General features: G+C 54.2%; 13 protein-coding genes. 7 read left to right on the forward strand and 6 right to left on the reverse strand.

The genetic code is table 11. From position 1 onward, the window contains the following. The first annotated feature begins 126 nt into the window (after positions 1–126). The gene (locus tag BZG74_RS09865) at positions 127–636 is read left to right on the forward strand and encodes a NifB/NifX family molybdenum-iron cluster-binding protein (protein WP_158020641.1); all 510 of its coding nucleotides are present in this window, start codon (positions 127–129) and stop codon (positions 634–636) included. Continuing rightward, positions 629–1048 (forward strand): PaaI family thioesterase, encoded by a 420-nt coding sequence (locus BZG74_RS09870; protein WP_077772439.1) that lies wholly within the window; start codon positions 629–631, stop codon positions 1046–1048. Before BZG74_RS09865 ends, BZG74_RS09870 begins: the two co-directional genes overlap by 8 nt. On the opposite strand, the gene BZG74_RS09875 is transcribed toward BZG74_RS09870, so the two are convergent. Genes BZG74_RS09875 through BZG74_RS09885 form a run of 3 tightly spaced genes read right to left on the reverse strand, consistent with a single transcriptional unit; the run spans position 1041 to position 5835 of the window. After that, positions 1041–2012 carry an L-threonylcarbamoyladenylate synthase gene (locus BZG74_RS09875; protein WP_077772440.1) on the reverse strand — a complete coding sequence of 324 codons (972 nt, stop codon included), beginning with the start codon at positions 2010–2012 and terminating at the stop codon, positions 1041–1043. The two genes, BZG74_RS09870 and BZG74_RS09875, sit on opposite strands and share 8 nt — an antisense overlap. A gap of 8 nt (positions 2013–2020) precedes the next feature. Then, positions 2021–4468 (reverse strand): DUF2309 domain-containing protein, encoded by a 2448-nt coding sequence (locus tag BZG74_RS09880; RefSeq protein WP_077772441.1) that lies wholly within the window; start codon positions 4466–4468, stop codon positions 2021–2023. Beyond that, on the reverse strand, positions 4468–5835 hold the full coding sequence (locus tag BZG74_RS09885; RefSeq protein ID WP_069589408.1) for an NADH-quinone oxidoreductase subunit L: 1368 nt from the start codon (positions 5833–5835) through the stop codon (positions 4468–4470). Before BZG74_RS09885 ends, BZG74_RS09880 begins: the two co-directional genes overlap by 1 nt. A gap of 99 nt (positions 5836–5934) precedes the next feature. Here BZG74_RS09885 and BZG74_RS09890 point away from each other — a divergent pair, with 99 nt between their 5' ends. Beyond that, complete coding sequence (locus BZG74_RS09890; RefSeq protein WP_077772442.1) at positions 5935–6867, forward strand: LysR family transcriptional regulator; 933 nt, start codon at positions 5935–5937, stop codon at positions 6865–6867. On the opposite strand, the gene BZG74_RS09895 is transcribed toward BZG74_RS09890, so the two are convergent. Together BZG74_RS09895 and BZG74_RS09900 are read right to left on the reverse strand one after the other, a co-directional pair. Further along, on the reverse strand, positions 6803–6964 hold the full coding sequence (locus BZG74_RS09895; RefSeq protein ID WP_077772443.1) for a DUF2256 domain-containing protein: 162 nt from the start codon (positions 6962–6964) through the stop codon (positions 6803–6805). The genes BZG74_RS09890 and BZG74_RS09895 overlap by 65 nt on opposite strands. After that, positions 6954–8546 (reverse strand): FAD-binding domain-containing protein, encoded by a 1593-nt coding sequence (locus BZG74_RS09900; RefSeq protein WP_077772444.1) that lies wholly within the window; start codon positions 8544–8546, stop codon positions 6954–6956. The genes BZG74_RS09895 and BZG74_RS09900 overlap by 11 nt, the downstream gene beginning before the upstream one ends. A 239-nt stretch (positions 8547–8785) precedes the next feature. On the opposite strand from BZG74_RS09900, the gene BZG74_RS09905 reads away from it, so the two are divergent. The 4 genes from BZG74_RS09905 (at position 8786) to BZG74_RS09920 (ending at position 13211) form a co-directional block, all read left to right on the forward strand. Next, positions 8786–9565 carry an ABC transporter ATP-binding protein gene (locus BZG74_RS09905; RefSeq protein ID WP_077772445.1) on the forward strand — a complete coding sequence of 260 codons (780 nt, stop codon included), beginning with the start codon at positions 8786–8788 and terminating at the stop codon, positions 9563–9565. Continuing rightward, positions 9562–10425 (forward strand): iron-siderophore ABC transporter substrate-binding protein, encoded by an 864-nt coding sequence (locus BZG74_RS09910; protein ID WP_077772446.1) that lies wholly within the window; start codon positions 9562–9564, stop codon positions 10423–10425. The genes BZG74_RS09905 and BZG74_RS09910 overlap by 4 nt, the downstream gene beginning before the upstream one ends. Then, positions 10422–12389, forward strand: a complete 1968-nt coding sequence (gene fhuB, locus BZG74_RS09915) for a Fe(3+)-hydroxamate ABC transporter permease FhuB (protein ID WP_077772447.1) — start codon at positions 10422–10424, stop codon at positions 12387–12389. Before BZG74_RS09910 ends, fhuB begins: the two co-directional genes overlap by 4 nt. A gap of 87 nt (positions 12390–12476) precedes the next feature. Further along, a complete protein-coding gene (locus BZG74_RS09920; RefSeq protein WP_077772448.1) occupies positions 12477–13211 on the forward strand; it encodes an SDR family NAD(P)-dependent oxidoreductase in 735 nt (244 codons plus the stop codon). A 17-nt stretch (positions 13212–13228) separates the two neighbouring features. Here BZG74_RS09920 and BZG74_RS09925 read toward each other — a convergent pair whose 3' ends face one another. Further along, positions 13229–13534 (reverse strand): DUF6482 family protein, encoded by a 306-nt coding sequence (locus BZG74_RS09925; protein ID WP_077772449.1) that lies wholly within the window; start codon positions 13532–13534, stop codon positions 13229–13231. Between the last annotated feature and the right edge of the window lie 21 nt (positions 13535–13555).

The following is a 13555-nucleotide window of genomic DNA, read 5'->3' on the forward strand; positions in this document are numbered from 1 at the left end:
TTGACGCGAACACTCTCCATGTCTTGACGTAACTTTCCTCATTTTTCTCTCACAGAATATATTGCATATGCTATAAATGAGGCGTATTTTTGGCATATACCATTTTTAATGAAGAGAGAACGGAAGATGACAATTGCTATTGCGATGAACCAAGACCGCCCTGCGGGACATTTTATGAAAGCAGAACATTTCGCGCTGTTTGACGACGATGGCCAAGTACTCGCTCAATTCGCCAACCCACGTGTAACGGAGGGTTGTGGTGCCAAAAACGCCTTGATAGCGATGCTGAAAGCCAACCAAGTAACGCGCGTGGTGACCCGTCATATTGGCGAGCATGCGTTAGCGGGATTACTTGATGCTGGCTTACATGTGTATCGGTTAACCAATGGTCGCCTAAATCCCACTCAGTGGCTGTCGCCTGCATATTGGCAACCACTTACGAATGCCAGTCAAGGACGACCTGCGTTACAGCGAATGAAGCAGCAATCCCAGCCTCGGAAAGGAGCGTGTCGCGCTGATCAAATGTGCGGGTGTGGTTCTAAACGCAGTGGGTTAGGTTCTGCGCATCGCGGATGTGGAAAGAGGCAAGGTAAAGACGGTCGCGATAGTGGAAAGGGTTGCGGTTGCCATGACTGAATTACGTGTGATGCCGCCACGGTCGCATCATCAGTGTGTGGCTTGCAGTGATAACGGGCTATTCAACCTTAAATTTTATCAAGACGATAATAACGCCGTGACCGCAAGCGTATGGTTAGAAAGCGCTTGGCAAGGGTATCAAGATCAGCTGCACGGTGGGGTAATCGCTACCCTTATTGATGCGGCGTTGACCCATTGTACCTTTTTGTTTGCCCCGCAAAGTGTGACAGCGTCACTTAATATTCGCTACCACCATCCGGTGCCTGTTGCGGTTGTGGCTGAGGTACGTGCCTGGTGTGTGAAAACGAAACACGGCATGAGTCGGTTGGAGGCAACGCTTACCGTTGCAGGCACTGTGTGTGCCAGCGCAACGGCAAGCTTTATGCGAATGCGTGCGTCAAAAACTAGCTAACGGCGCGGCGTAGGCGATCATGCACGGCAAGCCATGCTTCGCCATGAGGAGGCTGGGCGAGCCAGATTTCATCGACGCCGAGTTGGTCGGCTTGGGCGAGTTGGTGATATAACGCTTGCCCGTAGCGTGCGGCGTCATCCGGCATGGCAATGCAGACCAGATCATCCCGTGTTGGGGCTTCGCCAAAGTGAAGCAAGGCCGCGCGTTTTTCCGGATGGAGCGCAGGGAGATCAGACAAGTCCGCAGCCACCATCTGCAACCGGGTGTTGGGTTGGTAATGGCTTCCCACATTGCCGGGCACCACGGTGTCGTGCTGCTCGGGGGCGTCGACTGTTTCACCCAGCACGGCGCTTAGCTCGCTGGCGGTGATTGGACCGGCGCGAAGAACGCGGAAAGGACGCTTAGTAAGATCGACAATGGTCGACTCCAGCCCATGCTGGCAAGGGCCGCCATCAATCACTGCGGCTATTTTTCCGCCTAAACCATGCATCACTTGCTCTGCCGTGGTGGGGCTGAGCTTTTTATACGGGTTCGCTGACGGGGCGGCAACGGCAAGTTGGTGAGTGGTAAGCAGGTTCAATAACACAGGTTGCGCGGGCACGCGAAGCCCAATGGTATCTAATCCACCTGTGACCACCGATGAGATATGCTCGGCACGTGGCAACAGCAGCGTCATCGGCCCTGGCCAAAAGGCATTCGCCAGCTTATAAGCTTCATCCGGGATCTGCGTTGCCCACTCGGTGATCGATGCGACGTCACCGAGGTGAACAATCAAAGGATGATTGGCGGGTCGCCCTTTGGCGGTAAAAATGCCCGCGACGGCGTCTGGATTGCTGGCATCCGCTGCCAAACCGTACACGGTTTCTGTGGGCACCGCGACTTGTTCGCCGGCTTTCAGTAGCTCGGCGGCTTGTGTTAGGTCCGTTGAACACTGCGCTGAGAGAAGTTGCGTTTTCAACGACATGCTCCGTTTTATGTTGCTACGTTCAGGTGATACCACTGACCCGAGCGATCGCGTTGCCAAACTGCACCCTGCGCATCAATTTGCATCAAGTACAGCCAGCCGTGATTCGCCAGCGCGGCTATATCGTCATGGCGTGCAAGTATACTATCAATTGCCTCCCGAGGGGCAGCGATAAATACGCTTAATCGCACTGGCTGGTGGCGATATCGACGGCCATCGTGCACGGATTGATGCGATAAACCAATTCGTAAGTCGCCACCATTCCCTTCAAACACCCCAATGTGGCCACCCACGATGTTGTGTAGCAGTTTGTTTCCGCTGCCGAATTTTTCCGGTGCGGCGACAGAAGCAAAGTACTGCAGATTGATCCAATTGGTCACCACCATGGGTGCAGTGAGTATGGTTTCAAGCTGGCTAAAGTCACTGTCTTTATGCATGTCGTAGTCGTGTAAAAAGCTGCGACCTTGCAAATTAATCTGTCGAGACAGGGTGCGCGGGCCTACGATTAACGCGGCGTTGTCACACAGTCCCCACTCAGGACGCATTTGTGCCCAGTCTTTGGCCCGAGTTGCAAAGAACCGTTTGAGTTTGGATGGCTGGGTTGGTGTTTGATCAAACTGGTTGGCGCGGGTTGCACGTGCTTGCTCGCTTGCAGCGGCCAGCCAAGTTTGCCACTCGGTATGCTCGGGAGCGTGAAAGACATCGAGTGCGTCGGTGGTGGTGTTGTGCATGGCGGCATAAAAACGGGTGCTGGCGGGAATCGTCACGCCTTGCTTTGCCATGGCATCGCGCACGTCGGCATCATTAAGAAGCTGTGCGAGTACGCGGACATTTACCTCGCCGGTTTGCCCACCGCAAGCACCACAGTCAAGCCCTGCTGCATGAGGGTTGTTACAGGTTTCACTGCCATGACCCACTAATAAGACGGCATCGGCCAGTTGATCAGCAATGCCCATTGCGCGCAAGATACCAGCGCCTAGCTCCGCCTTTTCTGCTGCGCTTAACGGCGTATTGTCACGGGTGAGCGCCCAATCACTGTCAGTATGGCTGAGTCGATTTAACGGGTTTTCGGTGCCAGAAATGCGTAATGCGCGTTTTAATAGGCTCACCAGCTTCAGCATGCCACCGGCTTCGACCATCCCTAAGTTGGCGGCAGGCGCATCGAGGCTACGCTGCCAGCCGAGCTTGGTCATTCGCAACCAGCGTTCGGGGGTAGCATGAGTTTGTGAGGCGGTGACCGCCGGTGCCAATAAGCCGGGCAGTTGTGGCCGATGAATTTGGCTATCAGTAGGTTGATAGGCGATCGGCAAGCCAAAAAAGCCAGCAAAGCCAAGAGTTTGAATCCGATCGGATTGCGCTTCTAATGCGCGACGCATCGGTTCAGAGCGCACATCGATACAAAACACAGCTTGCAGCGTGGGCGAGGTGGCGAGGGTGTCGACACTGGCCTGCGCGGACAAGGCGTGCGCCCAAGGGCGCTGCTGACTGATTTCCAGCGCTTGCTGCCAAATCCACAGTGGCGCGAGCTGTTGTTGTGCTTGGTGATACCAATGGCGCACATTCACCGCTTGGTGGTGCATGGACTGACGAATGCTCGCCCACGCCGCTTCACGGTGTTTGGCAAGCCAACGTGCCAGCACTGTATCCCAAGCGAGTAAAATCGCGAAGAGGCCCATGCCATGATCTTGTTGTTCACTGTCACTGAGCTGTTGCTGCCAATCTAACCAAGCCTGCCAGCTTGCCCAACCCGATAAGCCATGCATCAGCGCGTGGCAATAGGCCAAGTTACCGTTTTGGTCGTGAAGGATCGGTTGCCAAAAGGTGGCCGCTTCAGCGATCAGTGCATCCATTTGAGTGGGCAGAGCGGCGAAATCGGCAAGCAAATCCACGCCAGTGAGGGTTTTAATGCCTTTATCTTGGCTCACCACATCCAACCAGCATTGATAAAGGTGTTCACCGCCTTGGCCTTGGGCATCAAAGCGCTGTGGGTATTGGTGATAAAGCGCGAGAAACTGGCTCACTTGCTGCTGGATTTCTTGCTGCCACGATAAGCCTTCTTGTGCTTCTCGAGTGCGGTCACACAACTCAGCCAGTGGTTTCCAACGCGGGAGGTCACTGCTATGGCTACGCAGCGCACGCAGACAATCACTGACCGTCAATGCGCTGTCAGAGGTTGAAATGGCCTCGGCAAGATGTGCCTCACTAATGGGCGATTGCCAATGCGACAGATAGTACGCCGACGGCATTAGCGGACAGTGCCCGCTTAACACCGCTTGCTCAGCAAAGACTTGCTCAATGGGGGTAAAGCGTTGCGGCCACCATGGGTTCACTGCAATCATTTGATCCAACGGCCAGCTTGGCGCAATCGCTGCGACTGCTTGCTGGGTGGCATCGCGAAAATCGCTCACATCGAGGGACTCAGGGTGTGCAGATACGTTGGGCGTTTTCGCAATCATTAACGCGTCTCCTTATGCGGTTGCCATTGGGTCGTTTGTAGTTGGATTAAAGAGGCGCTTGGCCACCATTTGAGTGTTAGGCGCGTCGCCCACTCATCAAGGTAAGCCCCGGCGTTCAGCCAAATAAACAGGCGGTTGACCCATGCTTTGTGAGGCCAGTACTGGACCGCCAGTGACAGAGCAAACAGCGCGATAAACAGCACCAGCGCAAAGGCATCGGCAAATAAATAGGTGGCATTTCCGCCCGCGACAAACACAATCAAGCTATGTTTAATGGCGGCGTAAAGCCCGAGCAGGCCAAGGGCAAACATGCTACTGAGCAGCACACGTGTCGGGCGAGCAGCGCCTGGGCGGGTAAAGGCCGGCAATAGCAGCATGGTCATCGCCATCCACAGCAACCAACCGGCGGCCAAACTATTTAAAATACCAACACTTAGATGCACGGCGACAATCAAACCGGCGGCGGTGGCCATCGCGGCAAGCCAATGGCAGCGACGCGGAACTGAGGCGTCAGCCAGTTGGGTGGCGAGCCAATGATTCACGCCATTGCCGCTGTTGAGGAAAGAAAACGCCTTGTAGAAAGAGTGCGCCAGCAAGTGAAGCAATGCCAACTCGTAAAGACCTAGGGCGATTTCGACTAACATCAGACCCATTTGTGCGACGGTCGACCACGCCAGTTTTACCTTAATGCTCACGCGTGTCAGGCTCACCAGTCCCGCCACCAGCGTACTGATGCCTGCGATAACCAGCAGGGCTAGGCTTGCACTGGGGCTTGCCGCGAGCACTGGCGCGAATAGCATCAATAAGATCCCGCCAAGATTCACAATGCCTGCATGCAATAAGGCAGAGACAGGCGTTGGTGCTTCCACCACTTGAATGAGCCAACCGTGCAAGGGCAGTTGAGCGCACTTGATAATCGCCACGCCCACCAACATAAAGGCGGCGATGCTTACAGTCAGCGTGTGAGGCTGCTGGCTGACTTGAAACATCAATTGGTCAATCTGCGCGGTTTGGTAGTGGAAAAACAACAGTAAAAATGCGCCACCGAGTAGCAATTCGCTAAAGCGGGCGAGCAGCATTTTTTTGTGTGCCGCGAGTTGGGCGCGAGGCCGATGCGGATAGAAAAGAATTAAGCGGCCCAATGAGAGGCTAACTGCCACCCAAGCGAGCCAAAACAGCAACAGGTGATTACTGACTAAAACCAACAAGACTGCCGACAAGGTGAGCAGTAAGGATGAAAGAAAACGGTGTTTGTCGGCTTCGCCCGCAAACGCAGTGGCACTGTATCGCCATATAACACCGCCAAGAAGAGCAACCAGCGCGAGCAGCACCAGTTTGAGCGGAGTGACGAGAAATAGGGATAACATGACTTACCTCACAGCAATAGTTATGCGAACCATTGTGAAAACTTACTACAGTTAAGTAAAATACATAATAAATCACTTTTCATTCTGTTTTAGAGAACAATGAGCCGACTCAACTACCATCATTTGTATTATTTCTGGCAGGTGGCGCGTCACGGCAACCTGACCCAGACCGCCCGTCAGCTGCATATTTCGCAGTCGGCGCTGTCGTCACAAATCAAGCAGCTTGAGCAGGCGATGCAGGTACAATTGTTTGAGCGGCAAGGTCGTGCATTGACGTTGACCGAAAGTGGCTATCAAGCGATGAACTATGCCGAAGAAATATTCCGCCAGGGGGAAGAGTTAGAGCAGTTGCTATCCAGCGGCGGGGCGCTGTCCAGTGCCACGATTCGCATTGGCACCTTATCAACCATGTCGCGGAACTTTATCGAGCAGTTTATTCAGCCACTGGTCAATCAACGGGAGTGCCGTTATGTGTTGCAGTCGATGGATCAAACCGGCTTGCTTCATGCGCTGTCTGATCACCAGTTGGATTTGGCGCTAACCAATATCGCGGTGCGGGGGACCAATAAACAAATTTGGCAGTATCAGCAACTGGCACGCCAGCCGGTGGCCGTGATTGGTTGGCCGGGTAAAGCCTTGTCGCCGACCTTAGATGCCAGCTACCAGCACCAAGCGTGGGTGTTGCCTTATGGCGATAATCCGATTCGCTCGGGGTTTGATGCCATCTCTGCGCAGTATCAACTCAAGCCTTACATCATGGCAGAAGCCAATGATATGGCGATGTTGCGCCTATTAACCCGAGACAATGACGCGTTGGCGGTGATGCCCGAAGTGGTGGTTCGCGATGAGCTAGATAGTGGCATGCTCACCCGTTATGCCTTACTGCCGAGTGTGTATGAGCCGTTCTATGCGGTATCGATTAAACGTCAGTGGGTACATCCGCAACTTAGCTCGCTGCTCGAAGCGTTTAGATCTTCACCGCTCGCGCATGGCGACGACCTTCGCGACGGCAACGGTCAGAGCAATACCTAACTTCGTCCCAACAGCGCGCCCACTTTTTACGCCACGTAAAGGGGCGTTCGCACATCAAACATATCTTGCTGGGGAGATGCGGCTTTTTATGCGCCATCTGGGTTGCCTCCAGTGGATTGAGTGGCAGGTAAACGTGATTTTTTAGTGCGCTTGTCTGCGTGCCTCGGGCTTTTTCGTCGTTCAGGGCTATTTGTTTGCTCAGGGCTGTTTGTTGGCTCAGGGCTGTTTGGGCGCACATGGGTGGCGAGGATCCGTGCTTTTTCGATACGAACCGCGTCTTGTTGACGAAACGACCATAAAATATCACGCGCACGTTTGCCGGTTTGTTCGATATCGACAATGGGTCTCGGGTAGTCTTCACCAAGCACCACCCCGTACATCATCGCTTCCATATCGGTCATTTGCCACGGGGTGTGGATCAAACTGTCGGGCAAGGGAGAAAGCTCGGGTAACCATTCACGAATAAATGCCCCTTCCGGATCTTGCTCCTGCGATTGTTTCACTGGGTTATAAATGCGCAGGGTATTGGCGCCCGTCACGCCAGCCTGCATTTGAAATTGGGGGTAATGAATACCGGGCTCAAAATCGAGAAATAACTGCGCCAAATGATGCACACCGCGGCGCCAATCAATCAGTAGATGGTGGGTTAAAAAACTGACCAGCATCGCCCGCATCCGAAAGTTGATATAGCCGGTGGCGTGTAGGCACCGCATACAGGCATCGACGAGCGGATAACCGGTATGACCTTGTTGCCATGCGAGTAGGTGAGCATCGCTCTGCGGGCCGTTCGCGTACTCAAAATGTAAGTAGCCTCGATTGACGGGGCGATGCTCCATGTGGTGCTCGCTTTCAAATTTCTGCATAAAATGACAGTGCCAATGTAAACGCGACACCATAGCGACCAGCGCACGCCGCCAACCCTTTTTCTGCCAATGGAGGAGAGTAATTTGATACATCTCGCGCAAGCTGATGTTACCCCATGCAAGATAGGGTGACAGTCGGGTACAGCTTTTGCGGCTGGCGAGTGGTTTAGAGATGTGACGTTGATAGCTTTGCCCGCGCTCGCGGAAAAAAGACTGTAAGGTTTTATACGCCCAACTCGGGCCGCCGGGCTGAGAGCGTGGCGCGGGAGAATCCCACTTGTGGTGATCGAGCGTGGGTAGCGTGAGTGATGTGTCTAGCCAGCGCGCTTGTTGCCAATCGGGATCGGCAAGAGGGGCACGCATCACTTTTTGCCATTCTGCGTCCCAATCAACCCGATTTTTCGCGCCGCGGATCACCGCCCCAGTGGGATATTCATTCCATGGGATCTGATGGGTCTCCAGCCAGTTCGCCACCGCTTTATCTCGAGAAAATGTCGCGTCGACGCCAATTTCTTGATGGCTGTAGACCGCGCCAATTGCCTGCTGCTGGTGGATGGCGTCGAAAACGGCGAGTGCTTCACCTTGGCAAATGGTGACCTGCCCGCCAAGCGACGCCAGCTGCTGATTAAGATCGCACAGCGATTGCCAGACAAATCGCCAATGGCGCTCGCTATGGTGCGGATCGTTAAGCAGCAATGGCTCAAACAGGTACAAAATCACCAAGGGACGCCCAGCGGCAATGGCAGCTTGTAAAGGGGCATGATCCCGCAGGCGTAAATCGCGTTTTAGCCACACAAGGCTGATGGGCGCGGACATAGGGCTCTCGACAGTAGTAACAACAATCTTATATTTACCTTTGGCGATACGAGGCTGAATGACGCTTGGATCCCTGATGGTGACTTGGTTGAGGTCTAATTTCTCTCATAAACAAGCGCTAAGCGCACAAAGCGAAATCAAAATGGTTTGCATTTGCCTTTTAAGCATCGGAAAATTACCGCTCTCAGAGATAATGGGCAAGTGCCACGCGCTTGTGTTTGCAGAAGTAGGATCGGGATATGTTAGAGGCAAAGGACGTTGCGTTTGCCGTCAACGGGAACGTGTTACTCGATAAGGTGAGCTTGTCGTTTACGCCGGGAAAAATCTGTGCCTTGGTCGGACACAATGGCTCGGGCAAGTCGACCTTGATAAAACTGTTAGCGCAGCAACAGGCAACCAGCAGCGGGCAGATCACATTAGACCAAAAGCCCTTGTCAAAATGGTCGGAAAAAGCCTTTGCGCGGGAAGTGGCGTATTTGCCACAGCATTTACCGGCAACCGATAACTTAACTGGGTATGAGTTGGTCAGTTTTGGTCGCTATCCTTGGCATGGCTTGCTGGGGCGGTTGACCAAAGCCGATCACCAAGCGATCAACGAGGCAATGGCGCTCACTGGTACTCAGGATTATGCCGAGCGCTTGGTCGATACCTTATCGGGCGGCGAGCGCCAACGGCTGTGGATTGCGATGCTGCTGGCACAGCAAACGCGTTATTTACTGCTCGATGAGCCGCTATCTGCGCTGGATGTGGCCCACCAAGTTGAAGTGATGACCTTGGTGCGTAAACTTAGCCGAGAGCTGGATAAATCCATCATTATCGTGGTGCACGACATTAATATGGCAGCGCGTTTTTGTGATGAGATTGTCGCGCTGCACAGCGGGCAAGTCTTGACTCAAGGCGCGGTCAGCGATGTGTTTCAAGAGTCGGCCCTCAAATCGATTTATGGCATTGAAATGCCGATTGCCGATCATACCGCCGGCTATGCGGTTGCTATGCCGGGGGAGTTATCGCCGGTATGATCAAGTCCTCTTTTTTGACGCTTGTGGTCTGGCTGACCGCGGCCATGATGTCAGCGAGCGTCAGCGCATCGCCTCGTATTCTTTCGCTGGATTGGACCCAAACTGAAACCTTGTTGGCCTTAGGGGTGACGCCCGTCGCGGTCGCGCAAAAGGCGGATTACAATTCGTGGGTGAAAGCCCCGCCCATTCCAGAAAAAACCGTTGATATTGGGCTTCGCACCCAGCCGAACATGGAGCGTTTGGCCGAGCTTCACCCCGATAAAATTCTGATCTCGCCCATTTTTAAGGCGATGAAGCCCAAGCTAAGCACCATTGCGCCGGTCAGCTCAATTCCTCTGTATGAAAGCGGCCTAAGCTGGGCGTCGCTCAAAACCGTCACGCGGCAGATTGCACGTGAGGCCAACCGTCCTGAGGCCGGTGAAACCCTGATTGCTAATGCGAAGCGGCAATTAGCGAGCCTGCGCGATACTATTCCCGGCGAACAGCCTCCGCTGCTGATGATCCAGTTTCTGGACGCCAACCATGTGCGGGTGTTTGGGACGAACAGCCTGTATCACGCCGCTATCAGTGAACTGGGGCTCAGCAACGCGTGGCAAAACACCACTAACAGTTGGGGGTTTAGCATGGTCTCCACCCGCGAGCTGCTTGACCTTGATGCGCAACTCGTGATTGTGCGCCCACTTCCCGCGGGCGTCGAGCAAACTCTTCAGACCAATATGTTTTGGCAATATTTGGTTAAACGCACGGGGCATACGCCATTGATGATTGATCCGGTATGGAGCTTTGGGGCGATTCCATCGGCGTTACGCTTTGCTCGCCTTGTGACCGCGGCATTGACCGATCAAGGAGGGCAGTCATGAAACTTAACTTGTTATGGGTGCCTTTAGCGTTACTGGCGGCACTGTTAAGCCTCGCAACAACTCAGTTGGGGCAGTGGAATGTGAATGCATCCATGCTCTGGCAGTCGCTGTGGTCGCTGGATGACAGTGCGTCGATTGGGGTGGTGATGCATTTAACCTGGTGGCCGCGCTTGGTCACCGCATTGCTGGCGGGAGCGTGTTTGGGGCTGGCCGGTACCCTGATGCAACAGGTATTGCGCAACCCCTTAGCCTCGCCCTCGACGCTGGGGGTGGCGAATGGCGCCAGCTTGGCGCTGATGCTTGCGACGCTTTATGCCCCTTGGCTACTGACTTGGTCGAGCGCGATGGTGGCGATGTCTGGCGGAGTGCTGACCATGCTGGTGGTCTTTGCGCTAGCATGGCGACGCGGTTTGTCACCAACGGTGGTGGTGATCGCGGGGTTGATTTTAAACCTTTACTGCGGCGCGCTCAGCACCGTGCTGCTGTTGATGAATCAAGAAGCGCTACACGGCATGATGGTGTGGGGCGCGGGCTCGATGGTGCAAACCGACTGGCACAGTGTGCAAGCCTTACTGCCGCGTATTGGATTGGCGGTCGTATTGATCCTTGCCTTATTAAAGCCGCTCAACGTCTTGAGTCTTTCGGATGAAGGGGCGAAAAGCTTGGGCGTATCACTGGCGAAAATCCGTGTGATTGCGCTGGGGCTATCGGTGCTTCTGACCGCGTGGGTGGTTAGCTTGATTGGTGTGATTGGCTTTGTCGGTCTCGCCGCGCCCGCGATTGCGCGTTTATGTGGCGCACGTAAGCTCATCACCCGATTGAGCCTAGCGATGATTTTAGGTGCCTTGATGTTGGCAGCCACCGATTTAGCTGTCCAGCTGTTACCCGGACGGCGGGCAATGATGGTTCCCACGGGGGCGGCGACGGCAGCGTTGGGAGCGCCTCTTCTTTTGTGGTTGTTACCACGGGTGTCACTGGGGAATCGTCAACGCCAACAAATGCATGCCGGGACGCCTGCACCACGTCAGGATTGGCCACTAGGGCGAACGCTGATGTTACTGGTGTTGGGTGTGGTGATTTTTGCCACCGTATCGCGTCAAAGTGAGGGCTGGCAGTGGCTGGCGCTCAGCGGCGATTGGTCTTTGTTGGAATGGCGCTTGCCACGGTTGCTGGCCGCGGCATTGGCGGGTGGTGTGCTTGCTGTTGCCGGTGCCGTGCTTCAGCGTTTAAGTGCTAACCCGATGGCGAGCCCTGAAGTGATGGGGATCAGTGCCGGTACGGCGCTGGGACTGATTGTCACTATTTTTGCTGGCATGGGCGCATCTATGCTGAGCTTATATGTCGGCGGGTTAATCGGTGCGGGCGCGACCTTGGCGTTGATTGTGTTGCTTAATCGCAAAACCGGCTTTCAGCCAGAAAAGGTATTGCTCACAGGCGTCGCCATAGCCGCACTGATGCAAGCGGTACAAAGCTTCTTGATGGCAGGTGGCGATCCTCGCGCGTATCAAGTGCTCGCGTGGATTTCAGGCTCAACCTACTATGTGACTGACAGTACGGTGACCACACTGGCCTTGGTTGCCGCCGTGCTGGTGGCGCTAGGATTAATGTGCCAGCGTTGGCTCGATATTTTGCCGCTCGGTGGCGAAACGGCTCAATCGTTGGGGGTTAAGGTAGGGCGTGCCCGCATGCTGTTGCTGGCCCTCGTTGCGGTGATGACCGTCAGTGCCACCTTGGTGGTGGGGCCGCTCAGTTTTGTCGGCTTAATGGCCCCGCACATTGCGCGTAGCTGGGGGGCGAAAAATGCCCGGGCGCATATGGTCACCGCCGGTTTGATTGGCATGGGATTGATGCTGTTTGCCGATTGGCTCGGACGACAATGGTTGTATCCGCAAGAAATGCCGGCTGGGATCATTGCTTCCTTGATAGGCGGCTTTTACCTAATGATCGTGCTACGTAAGCTATAGTTTTAACGTGCGGTGATCGACAGGATCGCCTCATCCCTAACTAAAGAGATGCAGTTTGCATCTCTTTTTGTTTGAGGAGCCAAGAGAATGAACAGTGATTCCATGCAGCGCGTGGCGGTTGTCGGTGCAGGTGGCGCGATTGGTGAAGCTTTTTGCCGCGCATTGCTCGACAAACCATCCATTCAGCAAGTCTTTGCGTTGGGGCGCCACCCCGCACCACTTGCTGAAATAAGTGAAAAGGTGGTGCCTGTGGCGGTGAATATTCGCGATGAAGCATCAATACAAGCGGCGGTCGAGCACATCGACGACAACCGTTTAGATGCGGTGATCATTGCCTCGGGCATGCTTCATGATGATGCGATTAGTCCAGAAAAACGGCTCGCGGCGTGCAGCAGTGAGGCCATGCACCAGCTTTTTGATGTGAATGCGGTTGCGCCGTTGCTGTTGAGCAAACATCTTGCGGCCAAATTGAAACGCAACGCTGAGGCGAAGCTCGCTATCTTGTCGGCGCGTGTGGGCAGTATCAGTGATAACCGTGCGGGCGGTTGGTACGCCTATCGTGCAAGCAAAGCGGCGGTGAACATGTTGATCAAATGCATGAGCATCGAGCTTGGTCGCCAAGACAAATCATTAACCGTGGTTGGCCTGCATCCGGGGACCGTCAATAGTCGTTTATCTGCGCCATTCCAAGCCAATGTTAAGCCCGGTAAATTATTCAGCCCGGCTCAATCGGCTGGCTACTTATTGTCGGTACTGGATGGCCTCGACAGTCGTCATACTGGGCGTCTGTTTGCGTGGGACGGGGAAGAAATTGCCCCATAGTTTGGGGCATTGTTGCGTTATTTCCAATGCAATGGCTGCTCGAGGGTCGACAAAGGCTTTTCCGTGCCAAGCCCTATCATTTCATCATATGCCGTGTCAGTGACTAATACATATTGCGCGGCATTAACCCATTCAAAATCATCTTTTACCGCCAGCAAGCTGCGAGATAAATAGGGTTTATCGCCTTGATAAATTAGCTTCTGCTCCACCGTCTCGCCGTGACGTAAAAAGGCGATGGCTTGATATAACATGCCATCAATGCCACGGATCTGAATCTTGTCAATGTTGTCGCAATTTATCAGTTCGCTCAGTTGTAAATTCATCACTCGTCCTTGCAGTTAGGC

The organism is Salinivibrio sharmensis, from assembly GCF_001995985.1.
Lineage (GTDB): Bacteria > Pseudomonadota > Gammaproteobacteria > Enterobacterales > Vibrionaceae > Salinivibrio > Salinivibrio sharmensis.